Here is a 19,258-nt window from a genome sequence, read left to right on the forward strand (position 1 = left end):
AGACCTGTTCTTTTCAGTGTATGAATGAAGTAGAAATATCTATTAAACAAAAGATTCGCAATATTCGTGGTAAGCAAGTAATGCTTGATTCTGATTTAGCAGAGCTTTATGGTGTGTCCACAACTAGATTAAATGAGCAAGTTAAAAGGAACATTGAGCGTTTTCCAGAGGATTTCATGTTTCAATTAAGTGAATCTGATTTTGAGATTTTGCGGTCGCAAATTGCGACAGCAAATATTAGTTGGATTAAAAAAAGATTTTTACCTTTTGCTTTCACAGAGCAGGGCGTGGCTATGCTTTCTAGTGTTTTGCGTAGTAAAAAAGCTGTTGAGGTTAATGTTAAGATTATGCGTGCTTTTATTGATATGCGTCGTTTTTTATTTCAAAATGTTGATGTTTTTGAGAAATTTCATAGGATTAATCAAAAATTTTTAGCTTATGATGATAATTTTAATAAGATTTTTGAGGCGATGGAACAAAAAAGATTTCCTGTGCGGGGTATTTTTTTTGATGGTCAGGTTTTTGATGCTTTTTTGTTTGTTTCTGATTTGATTAAAAAAGCGAAGTGAGAAATTATTCTTATTGATAATTATGTGGATGAGAACACTTTGAAGTTATTTTCTGATAAAGCAAAGGGTGTTTCAGTGAAGATTTATACTAAGAATTTGTCTAGTAAATTGTTGTTTGCGAAAGATAAATTTAATGAACAATTTGGTGGTTGGGAAATTGTTGAATTTGGTTTAAGTCATGATCGTTTTTTGATTATTAATGGTGATTTGTTTCATTTCGGGGCGAGTTTGAAAGACCTCGGCAAAAAATGGTTTGCTTTCTCTAAGCTTGGTATTGGTTCTGATTTTGTTTTGTCAAGAATTAATTAACTTGATTTTAGTTTTTTTGTAGTTTTTTTTTGAATTGATTTTAGATTGGTTTTTTGTTAGTTTGTTTTTCATCGTAGGTGTATTTCGAGTATGTCTTTGTCTTTTAGGATGTGTTTTAGGCTTTGTTTTTGTCCTGGGAACTTCGCGGATTCTCCCCATATCCTGCAGAATTTGAATTTGCTTATGAAGTCTTTGTGTAGTTTGCTGCATACGTCTCTTACTGTGCTTTTTTTTGCTATTATTAGTGGTATGTCTAGGTCTGGTTCTTTTCCTGGTTCTTTCATGTATATCCTGATGAGGTTTAGTTTTGTGTAGATTAGGTCTTTTAGTTCTTCTATGTGATATTTTTTTTCTGCGCTTATTTTTAGGTCCGCTTTTATTTTTTTTGCGACGCGTTCTGCTTCTTCTTTTGTTACCATGTCTACTTTGTTTAGGATCGTGATTGAGGGTACGAATATTTTGTTTGCTTCTATGCAGTCTATTAGTTGGTCTACGTTTATTTGGCTTCTTATGACTACGTCTGCGTTGTTTATTCTGAATGTTTTTAGTACTTCTTTTATTGTGTCATCGTCTAGTTCTAGTTTCACTGTTTTGCTTATTTTTATTCCGTCTTTGCTGGTTTTTTTTATTTTTACGTCTGGTTTTTCTTGGTTTATTCTGATTCCTGAATCGTTTATTTCTTTTAGGATGGCTTCGTAGTGGTTCGGGTTGTTCACATCTATTAATATTAGGATTAGATCTGCGCTTCTTAGTACTGAGAATACTTCTGTTCCTCTTCCTCGCCCCGTGGCTGCGCCGTGTACGATTCCTGGTACGTCTAGGATTTGTATTTTTGCGTGTTCGTAATCTAGCATTCCTGGTACTGTTGTTAAAGTGGTGAATGCGTATGCGCCTACTTCTGAGTCCGCGTCTGTTAAGTTGTTTAGTAATGTGCTTTTTCCTACGCTTGGGAATCCTAGTAGTACTACTGTGCCGTCGCCTGTTTTTCTTACTGCGAAGCCTTCTCCTCCGCCTCCTCCGCTTCTGCTTGCTTCTTTTTCTTTTAGCTTTGCGAGTTGTGCTTTGTAGATTCCTATGGCTTTTTGGGTTCTTTTGTTGTATTGTGAATTAGCTATTAAGTCTTCTAGTTCTTTTATCTTGTCTTCGTTTCCCACAGTACTTGTGATTTAGAAGTATTATTTAAATCTTGATGTTTATATTCTTTAAAACGTGGTTCGTTATTTTTCTTAAAATATTTGTTTATGAATATTTAAATATTGTTCGGGTTTTCTTTTTTTTATGAAGAAGATGTTTATGTTTTTTATTGGTTTATTTGTTGCTTTGAGTGCTTTCTTCGTTGTTTTACTTGATTATCAGAGTAGTTATGTTTTGATTTCTACTTTGTTCATGGTTGTTTTGGCTATTCCTTGTTATTGTTATTTTGTTAAAGCAACTAAGCGTAAGGGATTAGTTGTTTTGTTGTTGCTTTCTTTTTTTTCTATGTTCATTGAGACTCTTGGTGTTGTTACTGGTTTTCCTTATGGTTTTTTTAATTACACTGATAAGCTTGGTTTTTTTGTTGGTGTTATTCCTTGGACTGTTAGTTTTGGTTGGGTTCCTTTGGTTATTGCTTCTTGGTTTTTGACTGAGGATTTTTTTAATAATAAGTCTTGGATTAATAAGAATAATCGTGATTGGTTTTTGTTGTTAAAAAAAGTCGTTGTTGGTGGTTTTGTTTTAATGGTTTTTGATTTGGTTCTTGATCCTGGTTCTATTAGTATTAATTTTTGGGAGTGGGGTATTAATGGTTTTTATTATGGTATTCCTTTTAGTAATTTCCTTGGATGGATTTTTTCTGGTGCTATAGGTGTTTTAATTATTTATTTGTTTGTTAAAGATAAATTCGGGATGAGTAGTAATGTTTTGTTTAGTGCTTTTTTTGGTAATTTGTTTTGGACCGTGATTGTTATTATGCAAGGCTTTGTTGTTCCTTCAATTATTGGTGTTTCGTTATTGTTTTACTTAGGTCATAAGTTAATGAAGAAATAATTTTTGTGTTAGTCATAGTTCTTTTGGTTCGTTTCTTGTTTTTTGTTTTTCTGATAGTATGACGTCGTCTATTCTTAGTATCATCGTGGCTACTTCTGTTGCGCTGTTTATTGCTTGTGATTTTATTTTTAGTGGTTCTATTACTCCTTCTTGCCAAGAATTCATTAATTCTCCGTTAAATACGTTTATTCCTTCTTCGTTTTTGTTTGCGTCGTGTGCATGTTTTAATTCTGTTAGCACATTTATAGGGTCTAGTCCCGCGTTTTCTGCTAGTGTTTTTGGTATTATTTCGAATGCTTCTGCGAAGCTTTGTACTGCTAGTTGTTCTCTTCCTTTTAAGGTGTGTGCATAAATTTTAAGTTTTTTTGACAGCAGGATCTCTGTGCTTCCTGCGCCTGGTACTGCTTTTTTTGATTGTATCACTGTTGCTACGTCTCCTATTGCGTCTTCAACTGCGCGAGCGGTTTCGTCTGCTACGTGACTCGTTGATCCTTTTATTAGGATTGATAGTGTTCTTGGATTCTTACATTCTTTTACTAGCGTTATGTAATCTTCGCCTGTTCTTACTTGTTCTACTATTCCAGCAGTTCCTATCGTGTTTTCTGCGTCGTCTAAATCACTGATTATTTTTGCGCCTGTTGCTTGGCTTAATTTTTTCATGTCGCTTCTTTTTACTCGTCTAATCGCGTATATTCCTTGTTTTGCTAGGAAGTATTGTGCTAAGTCATCTATTCCTTTTTGGCAAAATAACGTATTTGCTCCTGTTTTTTTTACTTTTTCTACTAGGTTCTTCAGGGTTTTTTCTTCTATGTCTATGAATGATTGCATCATTTCCGGCGTGTTTATTGATATTTTTGTTTCGGAAGCGGTGCTTTTTATTTCTAAAGGCGTATCTAGTAATAGTATTTTCGCGTTTGTTATTTTTGTTGGCATGTCAGGATGTGTTTTTTCTTTATCTATTATTACGCCTCTTATGAGTTCTGATTCTGACGCGTTATTTCCTATTTTTCTTTTTACTGATATGTTGCTTCTTAGATTTGTTTCGTCGCGTGTTGCTAGTTCTAGTAATCCTTCTACTATTATTAGTGATAATTTTTCTTTGTTTTCTTCTGCGCCTTTGCCAGTCATAGCTGTTTCTGCTATTTTTATTAGTGTTTCTTTATCTTCTTTGTTTATTGGTTTTGCTGTTTTTTCTAGTATTCTTAGTGCTTCTTGGTTTGCTAATCTGTATCCTTTCACTATGATTGTTGGATGTATTCCTGAATCTAGTAATTCTTCTGCTTTTTTTAGTAATTCTCCTGCTAGTACCACCGCCGTTGTGGTTCCGTCGCCTACTTCTTCTTCTTGTGTCTTCGCGATTTCTATTACCATCTTCGCTGATGGGTGATCTATGTTCATTTCTTTTAGTATTGTGACTCCGTCGTTTGTTACTGTTATGTTTCCTTCTTCGTCTACTAGCATTTTATCCATGCCTTTTGGTCCTAGTGTTGAGCGCACTGTTTCTGCTATTAATCTCGCTGCTAATATGTTCATTCTTTGTGCGTTTCTTCCTGTGTTTCTTTGTGTGCCTTCTGGTAATATGTATTGTTCGTGATCTTTTTTGTTTGTCATTTTGATTCTTCCTTTTTTTGAGTTCATAATGTTGTATTAGTTTTGGTAATGTATCTTTATATAAAAGCTTTTTTACGAGTTCTTTTTTTTGTTATAATCCAAAAGTATTTAATTGAGTTTTTATTATCTTTTTTTTATTATTTTAAAAAAATTGTTTGAGGTATCTTTATGCATGGTAAATTTTTTTTGGGTAAGTGGGCTTTTATTACTGGTTTAGTTTTGGCTATTATGAGTGGTTTCTTGGTTATTCCTGGTTTGTCTTTGATTCTTTTTCTTTTGGGTATTAGTGTTGGTTTTATGAATATTAAGAAATCTGAGATTACGCAGTACCTGGTTTCTATTATTGCTTTAATAGTGGTTAGTTCAGGTATTATATTGATTGAGCCTTACCTTGGCACTATGGCTACTGGTTTGCTTAAGGGTGTGTTGATGAATTTTAGTGCTTTCGTGTCCGCGTCTGGTTTGGTTATTGCTATTAGGTCTATTTTGATGCTGGGTAGCGAGGAATAATTTTTTTTTGGGGTTCAGGAGTTGTTTATTTTGCTTAAGGAAATTGTTACTGAGGATGGTTCTGTTACTTTTTTTAATGAATTAGTTCAGGATTCTTATCATTCTGTTAGTGGCGCGGAGGAAGAGTCTAGGAAGAAATATGCTGAGTTGGTTGCGAGGTTTCTTCCTGTTAAGGATGAAGTCGTTGTTTATGATGTTTGTTTTGGTCTTGGTTATAATTCCGCTGCTGTTATTGATTTGGTTAAATATAAAGAGTTGAGGTTTTTTTGTTTTGAGAATGATAAAAGTATTCTTGGTAAGGTTGCTTTGTTAAATCCTGGTTTTAGTAGTTATGTTTTTGTTAAGGAGTTTGTTAATAATTTTTTGTTAAGGGAACAAGATTCTTTGGTTAGGGAAGGTTTGTTTTTGAATATGGTTTTTGGTGATTTTACTACTAGGATTCATGATGTTTTGGAGATGGCTGATTTTGTTTTGTTTGATGCTTTTTCTCCTAGTAAGGTTCCTGATTTGTGGTCTTTAAGTGTTTTTAGTTCTTTGTTTGGTAAAATGAATCCTGGTGCGTTGTTGTTTACTTATTCTTGTGCTAAGTTTGTTAGGAATAATCTTGTTAGTGCGGGCTTCGAGGTTTTTGATGGTCCTGTTGTTGGTAGGAAGAGTCCTGGTACTATTGCTAGGAAGCCTTTTTAGTTTTTTTTTATAATGTGAAGTTATTGTTTGTGTATTCTTCTATGTTTTGTGTTTTTATTTTTATTATTTGCATTGATTCTTCGCAGTAGTATTCTTCTTTGTTTATTCTTTGTAGTAGTGGTTGTTCTTCTAGAATTCGTTGTATGTTTTTTTTGATTAGTAGTCTTTTTCTTAGTAGTTTGTTTGTGTCTTGAACTGTATTGTTTATTTCGAAGAACATAAAAAAATAAGAAAATGGTTTGTTTAAAAAGTTCTGCGCGCGTATTTGTCCAGTGTTTATTGGTCTATTTTTACGTCTTCTACGCTTTCGCTTTCTTCTATTACGGCATCTAGTTTATCTTTGAATTCTTGTTCACTGATTATGCCTTTTTCTATTAGTATGTCTAGTAACGTGTTTAGTGCATGATGATTCCCATATACTAAGTCTTCTGTTGCTAGCTCTTCGTATTGTTCGTCCATTGGGTTTTTTTCTTCAGTCATTATTAATCACCTATTTTTTTGGTTTATTGTTTAGCATATAAATTTATCGGATGAAATACTTAGAATTTTCAGTTACTAGGGCAGGACTTTTTTTGAGGTCCTGCTCCGTAGCTGGCAGCAAAAATAATTTTTTTTGAATAGGAAAACCTAGATTAGTTGCTTTTAGCTCCTCTTTGTTTTTTTTTTAATTTTCTTCTTCCCAGAGTTTATCTTTGAAGTATTGTCCTTGTCTTTCTTCGTCGTCTTCGAATACTGTTTCTCTGAATCTTGTCACTGTGGCTCCGCAACCTAGTTTCTTCTGGAACCTTTCTACGTAGATATTCTTCAAACCCCTCACCTTATTATTAGTAATGAGTCTTTGTTTATATTTTTTAATGAAAATAATTATAGAATTATCTTGATACGAATAAGTTGTATTTTTCTTTTCCTTCTAGTTCTTGAACTATTCTTTTTACTATGAGTTTTTCTGGGTCTTGTATTAGTTTTACGCGTTGTTTTAAGTCTTTGAAGTCGCTGAATGGTTTGTCTCTTCTTTCTTCTATTATTTCCATCATGTGTTTTTTTCCTACTCCTGGTAAGAATTCTAGGGTGTGTATCCTCGTGTTTAGTGGTTTTGCTTCGTTGAAGAATTCTATGAATCTTTTTTCTTCTTTATGCACTATGTCTTTCACTGCGTGTTCTAGTTCTGCTTTCGCTGTGCTGGTTAGTTTCGTGTAGGGTATTCTTCCGTTTATGTGGTGTATTTTGTCTCTTTTTGATTGTCCTACGTACACTGTTTCGAATGGTTGTAAGAATATTCCTTTTCTTGGTACTAATTCTAGGATTGTGAAGTTGTTAATCCCAAGAGCTTGAACTATAGGGGTTTTCAAATGGCTCGGACTGTTGTCGTATGAATAGCCGTTTAGCAAAAAGTCTAGAACTATCGCTGTTTCTTCTCTTCTGTTTTGCATCATTTACATCCCCCAATTTACTCATTAGTGATTAGTGAATTTGTTCACATATTTATATATTTTGCCTTTCATGCTTGTATTTGGTAAGAATACGTGTTTCGTTTGCCTGCTGTTTTAAATTTTACTAGATTGGCTTTTCTTAATTTTTTTAAGGACATAGTTACTGATCCTATGCTTGCGTTTATTGATTCGCTTATTTCTTTAGATGTGTACCATCCTTTTTTGTTTTTTACGAGGAAATCGTATACTTCTTGTTGTCCCATATTTTGTTACATTGTGTTATCAATATATAAAGCTTTGCTTGTTTTTCTTGGTTTGGAATGAAAAAATTAATAAAAATCATTATAAATAAGTGTTACAATTAGTTTTTTCATGGTTGTTTGGTGGTTTTTATGAATAAGATTGAGCAGAGAATTATTCAAGCATTGACTTTGAGTAAGAATTCTGATATTTCTACGACTGTTTTGGTTAAGAGTGTTTTTCCTTCTGAGTATGAGGAGTTGGTTTCTTTGATGAATAATCCTCAGCGTGATTTTGAGTTGGTTAAGATTGGTAAGCGGAATAAGGCTCGTCTTCATAGGAAGTTGTTGTATCATTTGAATAAGTTATCTGAGGATGATTTTATTAAGATTACTAGGGTTGTTGGTAAGGGTGAAAAGTTTTTTTGTTTGAATCATGAAAAAATTGTTCTTGATAAGAAGGATTTCGCGGTTAGGCGCGTGGTTGAGAGTATTTCTTCTTTAAAGGATGATGTTCCTTTTTTGTCTGGTATTGAGGAGTACGAGGATGATAGGGTTGTGAAGCGTTTTGATTCTCAGAATTGGCTTACTAAGATTAATTCTTTTGTGTTGGAGTGTTCTCGTTTTCAAAGTATTAAGAAGTTGTATGAAACTCTTAGTGAGTCATATCCTATTTTTAATGACGTTGTTGGTTTGTTGGATTTTCAGGACGTGGTTGATAAGAGTTCTGTTGAGGAGCAGACTAATTTTTTGCGTAAGATTAATATTGATACTAAGGATTATAATAAGTATGTTAATCTTGTTTTTGATTTGACTAAGGTTAGGAATTATGTTAGGTTGAGTGATTTTTTTGATGTTTTTTCTGAGGTTAATCCTGATAAGGTCTTTGTGATTTTTCAGACTAATTCTAAGACTTTGTCTGGTCAGAATCGTTTGATTAGTAGCGTGGTTAAGAATTTTTCTGAGAAGAAGATAAGGGTTAATGTTCAGAATGTTGATTTGCATAAGGCTCCTTATATGATTGGTAGGGCTGGTGCTTATACTTTTGATGAGCAGGATTGGGAGCTTTATTGTTCTAAGGTTCGTGGGAAAACGATTGGTGTTTGTTGTTCTGAGACTAGTATTTATATTGATATTTATCGTTCTTTTAAGGATAAGGTTAATTATTCTGCGTTTCGTGAGTTGATTATGAAGATTGCTCGTGCTTTGTTGTTGGCTACTTCTACTCAGCGTAAGAAATCTGATTCTTTGTTTAGGCCTGTGAATAAGCTTAATCAGGGTTTTCAGAGTAAGTTTTTTAGTTTTTCTTATAATTATATTAGGTTGTGGAATTATGATTTGTTGTTTAGTCAGGAGCAGGATAAGGATTCTGGTTTCGTGATTTTTAATGATTTGTTGATGAGCGCGGTTGATGAGTTGGATGAATTCTGTAAGTCTGAGGAGACTATTTTTAGATCTTGTGGTATTCCTATTCGTTTTAAGATTGTTTTGTCTAGTGCGTTTAGGCGTTTTGATAAGGATTTTTTGAGTCCTAGGATTTATAAGAAGGTTTTGATTAAGAGTTTGTCTGATTATTATTCTGATATTATTGTTAGGGACATTCGTAGGAGAGAGTCTTTGTATAAGGTTTTTAGGGGCGGGGATAGGGTTCGTTTTTTTAGGGATTCTAGGTCTTTGCCTGAGGAGATAATTTCTGAGTTTCATTTTTTGTTAACTAATCATTATTTGCCTTTTTTTACTTATGATTTTAGGTCTTTGAGTGGCGAGGTTACTTTGGATAGTTTTTTTAGGTGATGTTTATGGAGCTTACGAGTAATAGTGCTTTGGATTTGTGGAAGCGCGCGGTTTTGCTTATTAGGGATAATGGTAGAGATTTTACTGATAATGATAGTAGGGTTTGTCGTGAGTTATTTAATCTTGTTTTGAATCTTGAGTGTGTTGATGATTCTGGTGTTGATGAACCTATTAAGACCATGATTGAGTCTAAGAAATGGGTTTATCCTTCTAAGGAGGAGTTGTCTGGTATTATGTTTAAGGAGTTTCAGGCTCCTATTTATGAGTATACTTATGGTGGTAGAATTTTTGGTTTTGGTAATGAGCTTGATCAGATTAATTCTTTTATTATTCCTTTGCTTTCTAGGGATCCTAGTTCTAGGCGCGCAGTTCTTGTTTTTTATGATCCTTGTGAGGATTCTAAGATTGATAATAAGAATACTCCTGGTATTATTTATGTTCAGTTCAGGGTCGTTGATGATAAGCTTAATATGAATTGTCATATTCGTAGTAATGATTTGTTTTTTGGTTGGCCTGCTAATATTTATCAGTTGTTTTGTTTGATGAGCTTTGTTTCTAAGAAGCTTGATTTGAAGAATGGTACTATTACTACTTTTAGTAATTCGGCTCATGTTTTTGTTGATGATTTTTCTGAGGCTGAGGATGTTTTGGGTGTTTGAGGTGGTTTTGTGAAAGTTCCTAAGGAAAAGCCTTTATCGAAGGATGCTGTCATTAAGTTGTTGAGGGAAGAGATTGTTCGGAAGGATGGAGAGATTGAGCGTTTGAGGAAGGAGAATTCTTTGTTGTTGAATGTTACTTATAAGAATGCGAAGCGTAGAGTTGAGGAAATTCACGAGGTTGAGGATGATTAGTTTTGGTTGTTTATTTTTTGTTTGAGTTTTTCGAAGTCTTTTTCTAGTGTTTCTTTTAAGTCGGGGTTGTATAGTGTTGCTGCAGGGTGGTACATAGGCATTATTATTAGTTCGTTTATTTTTTGTGTTTCTCCGTGTAGCTTTGTTATTCCTTGTATTTTGTTCATTCCGTTCGTTGTGAATCCTGCTAGTACGAATTTTGTTGCGTAATTTCCTAGGGTGCAGATTATTTGTGGGTTTATTATTTTTATTTGTTTTATTAGGTAAGGTGTATGATTTTTTATTTCTTCTGTGGTTGGGTTTCTGTTTTTTGGTGGTCTGTATTTTAGGATGTTGGCGATGTACACGTCTTCCATGGTTAGGTCTATTTTTTTTAGTAGTTCGTCTAGTTTTTTTCCTGCGGATCCTACGAAGGGTATTCCTTGTTGGTCTTCTTTTTCTCCAGGTGCTTCTCCTATGAATAATATCTTAGCGTCGGGGTTTCCTTTTCCGAATACTAAGTTAGTGGCTGTTTTTTTTAGTGGGCAGTTCAGGTTTTCTTTTATTTCTTGTTCTATTATTTTTAGTTGTTCTTGTTTTGAATCTTCTCTTAATGTTGTTTGTGTCATTTATTTGTTTTTAGTTGTTGTTATTTTTATTTTTTTGTGTTTTTTAGCTCATTTTAAGTTTTGTAATAATTATTTTGTATGATAGAAAAGTATTTAAACAACTTCGAGAAAGAATTAGTTTATGGATGAAGACCGTGATGATTTCGAGGAAGTGTATGACGATGAGTCTCGTGAGGAATTAGTTGATAATGATCAGATTTCTCCTGAGGAAGAGGCGTTCATGGCTGGTTATGACGAAGTTAAAGAAAAAGTGAAAAAGAACTTTGAGGGCGATGATGCTTACGAGCAGGCTTTTGAAGAGAAAAATGTTAAGGGTAAGCGTAAATAACTTTTTTTTGGGTTCTTTTATGATTCTTTGTTAAATAATACTTTTTTGATTATTGTTTTTCTTTGATTTCTTGTATTATTTGTTCTGTGAATTTGTCTAGTTTTGCTTCTCCGTGTATTACTCCGTCGCGAGTTCTTACGTTGATTGTTTCGTTTTGTTGTTCTTTTTCTCCTAGTACTATTATGTATTTTACTTGTTCTAATTGTGCGTTCCTGATTTTTTTACCCATTGTTTCTGGTTTGTAATCTTTTTCTGTGCGTATTCCTTTTTGTTCTAGGTATTCTATTATTTTATCTGCGTAAATGTTTTGTTTGTCCGTTATTGTTAATACTTTTACTTGTACTGGGCTGAGCCATAGTGGTAGTTTTCCTGCGTAGTGTTCTATTAGTACGCCGATGAATCGTTCTAGTGATCCTAGGATTGCTCTGTGCACCATGATGGGGTAGTGTTTGGTTCCGTCTTCTCCTTCGTATGTTGCTTTGAATCGTTCTGGCATTTGGAAGTCTAGTTGTATTGTTGAGCATTGCCAGTCTCGTCCTAATGCGTCTTTTATGTCGAAGTCTATTTTTGGTCCGTAGAATGCGCCTTCTCCTTCTTTTATTTCATAAATCATGTTTTTGTGGTCTAGTGCTAATTTTAGTGCGCGTTCTGCTTCAGTCCATAATTCTGAGGAGCCCATTGCTTTTTCTGGTTTCGTGCTTAGTTTTATTTTGTATTCGAATTTGAATATTTTTTTGTATATGTACTCTGTGAAGTCTAGTAAGTCTAGTATTTCTTGTTGTAGTTGTTCTTTAGTACAGAAGATGTGTGCGTCGTCTTGTGAGAATCTTCTTACTCTGGTTAGTCCTCCTAGGACTCCTTTTAGTTCGTTTCTGTGTAGGGGTGCGAAGTCAGCTATTTTTAGTGGTAGGTCTCTGTAGCTTCTTGTTATGTTTTTAAATAATATTAGGTGGCTTGGACAATTCATTGGTTTTAATGAGAATTCTCTTTCATCTATGTTTAGTAAAAACATGTTTTCTTTGTAGTGTTCCCAGTGCCCTGAGGTTTCCCATAGTGATTTGTCATATATTAATGGTGTTATGACTTCGTGGTATTTTCTTTTTTTGTATTCTTCTCTTAAAAAGGTTAGTAATTCGTTGTATATGATTGTTCCTTTTGGGTGGAAGAATGCTGCGCCTGGGCTTACGTCATTAAAAAAATATAGGTCTAGGGCTTTTCCTATTTTTCTATGGTCTCTTTTTTCTGCTTCTTCTATTAAGTGTAAGTGTTCTTGTAGTTGTTTTTTTTCTGGGAAGCTTATTCCGTATAATCTTTGTAGTTGTTTGTTTTTTGCGTCTGCTCTCCAGTATGCTCCTGCTATTTTAGTGATTTTGAATGCTTTTATCATTCCTGTTCTGGGAACGTGTGGTCCTCTGCATAAATCTGAGAATTCTCCTTGTTCGTAAACAGTGATTTTATCTTTGTAGTTTTCTTCGTCTAATCCTATGCCTTTTAGTAATTCGAGTTTGTATTTGTTGTCTTTGAATAGTTCTTGTGCTTGTTCTTGTGTTAGTTCTTTTCTTTTCACTGGTAAGTTTTCTTTTACTATTTTGTTCATTTCTTGTTCTATTTTTTCTAGGTCTTCTTGTTTGAATGGTGCGTGATCAATATCGTAGTAGTATCCTTCTTTTACTACTGGTCCTATTGTTAGTTTTGCTTCTGGGAATACGCGTAGTATTGCTTGTGCCATTAAGTGAGCAGACGAGTGTCTGAATACGTCTTGTCCTTCTTCGTCTTCAAAGGTTAAGAATTTGATTGTTCCATTAGTTCGTATTGGTTCATACAAGTCTTTTAGTTCTTCGTTTATTGAGTAACAAATGGTTTTTCTTGCTAGTCCTTCTGATATGTTTTTTACTATTTCTTCTCCTGTTATTCCTTCTTCGTATTTTTTCTTTAATCCATCTGGGAATTCTAGAGTTATTTCTTTAGTCATTTTTTACCTCTTGAAAATATTATTTGTTTTTGATTAATTCGTGTGTTTCTTTTTTTTATAAAGTTTTTTGATTAATCCACACAATAATGTTTTATAACTACTACTAGATGACACAACATTTATATGTTTTTGTTGTTTTACTTTATTAGTTAAATATGTTTTTTTCAAAAAATTATTTAGAGGATTTAGTATTAGTGCCTGTTAGTTCTAATAATAGAGTTGATAATTTTTGTGTTCGTGATGTTTTGTTTTTTTCTGATATTTCTGAAAAAGATTCTTTTAATAAAGAGTCTGTTTACAAAAGTTACGTTAAGGGTTTGTCTCTTGAGCAATATAAGAATCAGGGAAGAATTGTTTCTCTTGATAACAAAGATTATTTTTTGGAATCTGATAGTTTAGTTGAGAGATTAGTTCTTAATAATTTTAGGAAATTCTTTGAAAATACTTGGAATAAAGGTTTTTCTACTGTTGATTCTGATTTTATTAGTTCTAGAAAAAATTTTTATGAAGAATCAAGTGTTTCTTCTTTGCCTGTTTTAAATCTTGTTCTTGATTTAAGCACTGATGAATTATTGGTTTTTGAAGCTAAGCCCGACATGGTTAATTTAGCTAAGTATCTTAGTGATGAACGGCCTGATTTTGAAAAAGTTAAAGCTCTTAATGAGTTATTTGGTTCTCTTAGTGTTATGCATGAGCATAATTACGTTGTTGGTGATCCTACTGCTTTCATCGTTGAGTATTCTGAAGGTAAAGCGTATTTTACTAATCTTAGGTTTGCTAAGAAAACTATTGCTAACGAGGATTTTGCGCGTGATGCTTCTCAATTCATTATTTCTGGTTCTTATAATTCTGGTTTGCCTTTAAAGGATTTTGTTGAGTGTTTTTCTAATAATTATGTTGTTTCTGATGATTTCGTTAGGGGTTTGAGAAGTGTTTCTTATAATGATAGTAAGCCTGTTAATTATTTTTCTGGTTTGGCAAGGAATGTTTTTAGTGGTTTTGTTTTTGGTAAATCTTTTGACGAAGTTAAAAATGAGCGAAGAGAAATCTTGGATTTGCTTTTTGATTAAATTTTTTTAATAGGAATGCCCACGCGGGGACTTGGACTTTTCAGGTTCAAATCACTCTATCAAATCAATCAATCATATAATTTCGCGTTTATTTTATATACTTTGATAAATTTTTTATCAATAGTATGAAAGATATTGATTTAATAAATGAATGGAAAAAAGAAGAAAAAAAGAGCTTCGAAGGATGGGATTTTTCGTATTTAGGTAATCGTTACGATGAAGGATATCCTGATTGGGATTATGAAGGAAATGCGAAGAATTTTATTAAAAATTCTGAATCTGTTTTAGATATGTGCACAGGAGGCGCAGAAGTTTATTGTAAAATTTTATCAACTTTTAAACCGTTTAATGTTAAAGCTATTGAGAAATATGAACCAAATGTTTCTGTTGCGCAAAAGGCTTTAGATGCTTTCGGAGGAAAAGTTATGTTTGTCACAAATAATGAAAATCTTCCTTTTGAAACAGGTGAGTTTGATTTGGTGCTTAATAGACATGGTGCTTTTAATGTTAAAGAACTTAGCAGGATCATTCGCAAAGACGGTATTTTTTTCACGCAACAAGTTGAAGCAAATAATTGGTCTGATTTAATGTCTGAATTTGGCGATACTCCTAATTGGCCTGATAACACTTTATCAATCGTTGTTGAAAAATTAAAAAAAGAAGGTTTTAAAATTGAAAGGGCAGAGGAATGGGAAGGTAAAACTTTTTTTAAAGATATTAAAGCCTTAGTTTTTGTTCTTAAAGTCATTCCTTGGACAATAAATAATTTTGGTGTTGAGAAATACAAAGAAGTTTTATTGAGACTCCATAAAAAAATAGAAAAAGAAGGAAAATTAGAGTTTTCTTCTAAAAGATATCTTATTTTAGCAAGAAAAAAATAGTTTTTCGCACTTATTATTTATTTATTTCTTCGTGAACAAGTATGTTCCAGAAAAATTGTGTTAGTTCATCATCATCTCGTTTCTTTGAGAGTTTTGTTAAATTCATGTATTCATCGAAAGAACCCATTTTCAAAATTATTAAAGGGAAACCGTTTTGCATCATTATCCAATTTAAAATCATCCTAGTTGTTCTACTGTTACCATCAGCAAAAGGGTGTATTCTTTGAAATTCGTTGTGAATCCAACCTAATTTATCTAAACAATTAGCAGAATTTATTTTTTTTATTTCAGAGCAAAAAGAATTCATGTGCTCAGGAACTTTGCTAGGAATAACTGTTTTAAAATCAGGATTTCCTTGAATTTTGTTTTGAGTTATTTTATATTTGCCTGCGTGCCTGTGCATACTAAACATTATCAAGTAATTGATTTTTTTTATTTGTTTTTCAGTTATTTCTTCATCAATATTTTCTAGAACATAAATTAGTGCTTCATTAAGGTTTTTTACCATTTGAATATCTTTTTGAGGCTTTTCAGGATAAATATCCTTAACTAATAAATCTCTTGTTTCCCCAATTGAAATAGTCGCGCCTTCAAGTTGAGCGCTACCAGCGAGAAAAGAAAAAATTTCTTCATCAAAAGGATTTACAGGCTTTCCCTTTATTTTTTTAACTTTTAATTTAACATCCTTAAAATCTATGTTAGGTTTAGGAACTTTTATTTTAATATCAAAGACACCTAGAATATAATCAAATAATTGATGTCTTAGCATTATCCCTATGTAAGGTTTTTTTTTATGAACAAGGATGAATTGATTGTTTTCTAAGTAAGATAAAATATTTAAAATGTCTTTGTTATTTTTTAATTTACGTGGACGTAAATTTGGCAAGTTTTTGATTAAATCTGTTAAAATTAAAGGCATATTTTTTGAAAAAAATAAATTATAATCTAAATTATTTTTCAAACAATATTTAATTGTTTTAAATGCATAAAATGTTTTGTTATTTTTAATTGGAACATAAAATTTATTTTGTTCTTTTACCCAACCAATTTTTACTAAATTTTTTAATTGAACATATACTTCTGATTTAAAACCCAGTTCCGATTCTCTGCAAGGGCTTTTTTCAATTAACTTAGCAAAAACATCGTATTTTGTTGGCATAAGCAAAAGAAACACTTAAAACTATATAAAATTAACTAATTTTAGGAAATAAACTAAAAAAACTTAATTTAAGAAATGTATTCGCGCAAACTCTCAATTCAAAAACACCAAACCAAAAAAAATTAAACAGCACTAAATTAACTAATTTTAGGAAATAAACTAAAAAAACTTAATTTAAGAAGGTGCCCACGCGGGGATTTGAACCCCGGTCTCAAGCTCCGCAAGCTCGTGTTCTGTCCAACTATACTACGCAGGCATTGTTCTTGAGAATGTTGTTTTATTAAAAAAGGTTTTCTTTGGTTTTTAATTTTTAATTCACTTGTTTGTTGTTTGTTGTTTGTCCTGAAAGATTTATAAATACTTGTTCGTTTCATATTGTTTATGGCTAAGTTAGTTAAGATTAATGAGAAGCAAAAGTTTAAGCTTAAGAAATTCATTAAGGAAGTTGAGAATCATCGTGGTCGAGGCACGGAATTGGTTTCTGTGTATGTTCCTGCTGGTTATGATTTGAATAAGATTGTTAGTCATATTTCTCAAGAGCAAGGTACTGCTTCTAATATTAAGAGTAAGCAAACTCGTGATAACGTGATTTCTTCTTTGGAGAAAATTATTCAACATTTGAAGCTTTTTTCTAGGACTCCTAATAATGGCTTGGTGATTTTTGCTGGTAACGTCGCGGAGCGCGAGGGTCAGCAAGATTTTCAAGTTTGGAGTTTTGAACCTCCTATTCCTTTGAATCAGCGTTTGTATAGATGTGATAAAGAATTCGTTTTGGAGCCTCTTCGTGAAATGTTGGCTGATGAGGATTCTTTTGGTTTAATTGCTATGGATCGTAGGGAGGCTACGATTGCTATTCTTCGTGGTAAGTCCATAGTTGTTGTTGCTAGTGCTGAGAGTATGGTTCCTGGTAAGTTTAAGGCTGGTGGTCAGTCTTCTGTTCGTTTTGCTAGGAATCGTGAGTTGGCTGCTAAGGAGTTTTATCAGCGTGTTGGTTCTTTGGTTAAGGATCAGTTTTTTGAGTTGAAGGAGCTTCGTGGTTTGATTGTTGGGGGTCCCGGTCCTACTAAGTATGAATTCGTTGAAGGTAGTTTTTTACCTACTGAGTTAAAGAATAAAGTTATTGGTGTTAAGGATCTTAGTTATACTGATGAGTTTGGTTTGCAAGAGTTGTTGGAGCGTAGTCAGGACTTGTTAGCTGAAGAATCAGTGGTTGAGGAAAAGAAGTTAATGCAGCGTTTCTTTGAGAAATTATCTAAGAATAGCGGTACCGTAACTTATGGTTTGGCTGATTGTAAGCGTTTGCTCGATATGGGTGCCGTTGATATTTTGTTGATTTCTGATATTGTTGATGAAGCCATTATTGATGATTTGATTGAGAAAGCTGAACAGTTTGGTTCTAACGTTGAGATTATTAGTACTGAAACAAGAGAAGGTTCTCAGCTTCGTGACATGGGTGGTTTTGCTGCTATTCTTCGTTATGACGTAGGAGATAATGCTTAGATTTTCTTAGTCATGTATGGTCCTTCATGTTGGTATCCTAGTTTTTCGTAGTATTTTCTGACTCCTATTCCTGATATTATTACTATTTTGTTTTTTCCTTGTTCTTTAGTTATTTGTTCTGCTTTTTTCATGAGTTGTTTGCCTATTCCTCTGTGTTGTGTTATTCCTGTCTTTTGTGGAGCTGTTGCCTCTCCGTATACGTGTAATTCTCGTATTAGCGCGGTTTTATTTGTTATTTCTTTTCTAAGTTGTGTGCTTGGAAATCTTAATCTTAGGAAGCCTAGTAGTTTTTGGTTTGCGTCTTCTACGTTTATGAAGTATTCTTTTCCTTTGCTTGCTTCGTATTCTGTTACGTTTAGTGTTGTTGGTTCTTTTATTTCTTGATTTTTTATTTCTCTTACTCTTATTTCTTTTATTTTTTTTCCTTGTTTTTGTATTTCTTGGTCTATTGCTTGTCTTAAGTTGCTCATGTTTACGCCGGCTTCTGCTTGCGTTGGTGGTATGTCTCTTTGTACTCTCATTACTCTGCAATATTCTGGTATTTCTGGGATAATTTCTGCTAATATTTTTATTGCGTCTTCTGTGTTTAAGGGTTTGTATAATCCTTTTTTGTAATCTTCGTGCAAAGGTGTTCCTGGCATCACCATTAGTGGATAAATTTTGAGCATGTCTGGTTTGTAATCTTCGTTGTTGAAGAGTTCTTTGAATATTTGTTTTTCTTCTTCTTTACTTGTATCAGGCAGTCCTGGCATCATGTGAAAATTTAGTTTGAATCCTAGGTCTTTTAGTTCTTGTATGCTTTTCTTTGTATCTTCTAAGGTGTGTCCTCTTTTTACTTTTTTTAATACGTCATCTTTCAGTGTTTGTACTCCTAGTTCTATTCTTGTGCATCCTAGTTCTAGCATTTGATTTCCGTGTTCCTTAAAGCCTTGGTCTGGTTTGGTTTCTATTGTTAGGCCCACGCATTTTATTTTTGAGTCTTCGTTCTTTTTTTGTGCTTCTTTTAGTGTGTCTTTATTTTTTTGTTTGTGTTCTAGGATTTTTTTTCTTATTCTATTTCCTCTTTCCTCGTTTTTTATGCTTCCTGGTAATTCGAAGAATTCTTTGAATTTTTTAGCATTAAATTCTTCTTCGTAGAATAATTGTGAGAAATCATTTAATGCGTTGAATACTTGTGTTATGTATTGTTCTCTGTATTCTTTGTTTGTTGCTATGAATGTTCCTCCCATGATTATTATTTCTGCTTTTTCTGGGTTTTGTCCTATTGCTATGTATTGTTCTAGTCTGTTAAATACTTGTAAGTATGGATCGTAGTTGTTTCTGATTCCTCTCATTGTTGCTGGTTCGTTTCCTGTGTATGATTGTGGTACGTCTCCGAAGTAGCTTTGTTGTCCTCCCGGGCAGTATGTGCATTTTCCGTGCGGGCACTTAGCTGGGTGAGTCATTATTGCTATGGTTGCTACGCCTGATATTGTTCTTACTGGTTTGGTTTGTAGTGTTTTTTTTAGTTCAGGTGTTTCTTCTAAATTCAAGTATAATTCTATGTCTGTTGGTATTTTTTTTAAGCCGTATTTTCTACAGAGTTCTATTTTTTTCTTTGCTATTTGGTTTTTGTTTGGTTTTTGTTTTAAGTATGTTAATATTTCTGATAAGAATCCTTGGTCCAGTATTGCTTCGTTCATGTTGTTTAGTAATTTTGTTTATTATAATAA

The 19,258-nt window shown here is 33.1% G+C and carries 21 protein-coding genes and 1 pseudogene; 11 read left to right on the forward strand and 11 right to left on the reverse strand.

Features of this window, described 5'->3' with window-relative positions; all coding sequences use genetic code 11:
- Nucleotides 1–20 precede the first annotated feature (20 nt).
- Nucleotides 21–878: pseudogene (locus KO361_00980) on the forward strand (ORF6N domain-containing protein).
- Nucleotides 879–946: 68 nt separating this feature from the next.
- Here KO361_00980 and KO361_00985 read toward each other — a convergent pair.
- A complete protein-coding gene (locus tag KO361_00985) occupies nucleotides 947–2,032 on the reverse strand; it encodes a GTP-binding protein (protein MCC7574147.1) in 1,086 nt (361 codons plus the stop codon).
- 124 nt (nucleotides 2,033–2,156) lie between these two features.
- Between KO361_00985 and KO361_00990 the strand changes: the two genes are divergently transcribed.
- Nucleotides 2,157–2,906 (forward strand): carotenoid biosynthesis protein, encoded by a 750-nt coding sequence (locus KO361_00990; protein ID MCC7574148.1) that lies wholly within the window; start codon nucleotides 2,157–2,159, stop codon nucleotides 2,904–2,906.
- 12 nt (nucleotides 2,907–2,918) lie between these two features.
- On the opposite strand, the gene KO361_00995 is transcribed toward KO361_00990, so the two are convergent.
- Nucleotides 2,919–4,517 (reverse strand): TCP-1/cpn60 chaperonin family protein, encoded by a 1,599-nt coding sequence (locus tag KO361_00995; protein ID MCC7574149.1) that lies wholly within the window; start codon nucleotides 4,515–4,517, stop codon nucleotides 2,919–2,921.
- Between the two features lie 168 nt (nucleotides 4,518–4,685).
- On the opposite strand from KO361_00995, the gene KO361_01000 reads away from it, so the two are divergent.
- Together KO361_01000 and KO361_01005 are read left to right on the forward strand one after the other, a co-directional pair.
- Nucleotides 4,686–5,027, forward strand: coding sequence for a hypothetical protein (locus KO361_01000; protein ID MCC7574150.1), 342 nt, complete (start codon nucleotides 4,686–4,688; stop codon nucleotides 5,025–5,027).
- Between the two features lie 30 nt (nucleotides 5,028–5,057).
- Nucleotides 5,058–5,714, forward strand: a complete 657-nt coding sequence (locus KO361_01005) for a hypothetical protein (protein ID MCC7574151.1) — start codon at nucleotides 5,058–5,060, stop codon at nucleotides 5,712–5,714.
- Nucleotides 5,715–5,721: 7 nt separating this feature from the next.
- Here the strand turns inward: KO361_01005 and KO361_01010 are convergent, their stop codons facing one another.
- The 5 genes from KO361_01010 to KO361_01030 all read right to left on the reverse strand — a co-directional run bounded on the left by KO361_01010 (nucleotide 5,722) and on the right by KO361_01030 (nucleotide 7,407).
- Complete coding sequence (locus tag KO361_01010) at nucleotides 5,722–5,934, reverse strand: hypothetical protein (GenBank protein MCC7574152.1); 213 nt, start codon at nucleotides 5,932–5,934, stop codon at nucleotides 5,722–5,724.
- Nucleotides 5,935–5,990: 56 nt separating this feature from the next.
- Complete coding sequence (locus KO361_01015; GenBank protein ID MCC7574153.1) at nucleotides 5,991–6,194, reverse strand: hypothetical protein; 204 nt, start codon at nucleotides 6,192–6,194, stop codon at nucleotides 5,991–5,993.
- A gap of 184 nt (nucleotides 6,195–6,378) precedes the next feature.
- Nucleotides 6,379–6,522, reverse strand: a complete 144-nt coding sequence (locus KO361_01020; protein MCC7574154.1) for a hypothetical protein — start codon at nucleotides 6,520–6,522, stop codon at nucleotides 6,379–6,381.
- Between the two features lie 64 nt (nucleotides 6,523–6,586).
- Complete coding sequence (locus KO361_01025; protein ID MCC7574155.1) at nucleotides 6,587–7,144, reverse strand: DUF655 domain-containing protein; 558 nt, start codon at nucleotides 7,142–7,144, stop codon at nucleotides 6,587–6,589.
- Between the two features lie 68 nt (nucleotides 7,145–7,212).
- Nucleotides 7,213–7,407 (reverse strand): winged helix-turn-helix domain-containing protein, encoded by a 195-nt coding sequence (locus KO361_01030; GenBank protein MCC7574156.1) that lies wholly within the window; start codon nucleotides 7,405–7,407, stop codon nucleotides 7,213–7,215.
- A gap of 129 nt (nucleotides 7,408–7,536) precedes the next feature.
- Here KO361_01030 and KO361_01035 point away from each other — a divergent pair, with 129 nt between their 5' ends.
- The 3 genes from KO361_01035 to KO361_01045 are packed head-to-tail and all read left to right on the forward strand — an operon-like array spanning nucleotide 7,537 to nucleotide 10,028.
- Nucleotides 7,537–9,177 carry a hypothetical protein gene (locus KO361_01035; GenBank protein ID MCC7574157.1) on the forward strand — a complete coding sequence of 547 codons (1,641 nt, stop codon included), beginning with the start codon at nucleotides 7,537–7,539 and terminating at the stop codon, nucleotides 9,175–9,177.
- 5 nt (nucleotides 9,178–9,182) lie between these two features.
- Entirely contained in the window at nucleotides 9,183–9,836 is a 654-nt protein-coding gene (locus KO361_01040) for a hypothetical protein (GenBank protein ID MCC7574158.1), read from the forward strand.
- Between the two features lie 9 nt (nucleotides 9,837–9,845).
- Nucleotides 9,846–10,028, forward strand: coding sequence for a hypothetical protein (locus KO361_01045; GenBank protein ID MCC7574159.1), 183 nt, complete (start codon nucleotides 9,846–9,848; stop codon nucleotides 10,026–10,028).
- Here the strand turns inward: KO361_01045 and KO361_01050 are convergent.
- Nucleotides 10,025–10,636 (reverse strand): uracil-DNA glycosylase, encoded by a 612-nt coding sequence (locus KO361_01050; GenBank protein MCC7574160.1) that lies wholly within the window; start codon nucleotides 10,634–10,636, stop codon nucleotides 10,025–10,027. The genes KO361_01045 and KO361_01050 overlap by 4 nt on opposite strands.
- 121 nt (nucleotides 10,637–10,757) lie before the next feature.
- Here KO361_01050 and KO361_01055 point away from each other — a divergent pair, with 121 nt between their 5' ends.
- On the forward strand, nucleotides 10,758–10,964 hold the full coding sequence (locus KO361_01055; GenBank protein MCC7574161.1) for a hypothetical protein: 207 nt from the start codon (nucleotides 10,758–10,760) through the stop codon (nucleotides 10,962–10,964).
- Between the two features lie 49 nt (nucleotides 10,965–11,013).
- Here the strand turns inward: KO361_01055 and thrS are convergent, their stop codons facing one another.
- Entirely contained in the window at nucleotides 11,014–12,936 is a 1,923-nt protein-coding gene (gene thrS, locus KO361_01060) for a threonine--tRNA ligase (GenBank protein MCC7574162.1), read from the reverse strand.
- Between the two features lie 155 nt (nucleotides 12,937–13,091).
- Between thrS and KO361_01065 the strand changes: the two genes are divergently transcribed.
- Both KO361_01065 and KO361_01070 read left to right on the forward strand, forming a co-directional pair.
- The gene (locus KO361_01065) at nucleotides 13,092–14,006 is read left to right on the forward strand and encodes a hypothetical protein (GenBank protein MCC7574163.1); all 915 of its coding nucleotides are present in this window, start codon (nucleotides 13,092–13,094) and stop codon (nucleotides 14,004–14,006) included.
- 125 nt (nucleotides 14,007–14,131) lie between these two features.
- Nucleotides 14,132–14,887, forward strand: coding sequence for a class I SAM-dependent methyltransferase (locus tag KO361_01070; GenBank protein ID MCC7574164.1), 756 nt, complete (start codon nucleotides 14,132–14,134; stop codon nucleotides 14,885–14,887).
- A gap of 13 nt (nucleotides 14,888–14,900) precedes the next feature.
- On the opposite strand, the gene KO361_01075 is transcribed toward KO361_01070, so the two are convergent.
- Entirely contained in the window at nucleotides 14,901–16,046 is a 1,146-nt protein-coding gene (locus tag KO361_01075) for a Fic family protein (protein ID MCC7574165.1), read from the reverse strand.
- Between the two features lie 381 nt (nucleotides 16,047–16,427).
- Between KO361_01075 and prf1 the strand changes: the two genes are divergently transcribed.
- Nucleotides 16,428–17,546: a peptide chain release factor aRF-1 gene (prf1, locus tag KO361_01080; protein MCC7574166.1), complete on the forward strand. Its 1,119-nt coding sequence runs from the start codon at nucleotides 16,428–16,430 to the stop codon at nucleotides 17,544–17,546.
- Here the strand turns inward: prf1 and KO361_01085 are convergent.
- Nucleotides 17,543–19,228 carry a tRNA uridine(34) 5-carboxymethylaminomethyl modification radical SAM/GNAT enzyme Elp3 gene (locus KO361_01085; GenBank protein MCC7574167.1) on the reverse strand — a complete coding sequence of 562 codons (1,686 nt, stop codon included), beginning with the start codon at nucleotides 19,226–19,228 and terminating at the stop codon, nucleotides 17,543–17,545. The genes prf1 and KO361_01085 overlap by 4 nt on opposite strands.
- Nucleotides 19,229–19,258: the final 30 nt, after the last annotated feature.

Source organism: Candidatus Woesearchaeota archaeon (genome assembly GCA_020854775.1).
Taxonomy (GTDB): Archaea; Nanobdellota; Nanobdellia; order Woesearchaeales; family 21-14-0-10-32-9; genus 21-14-0-10-32-9.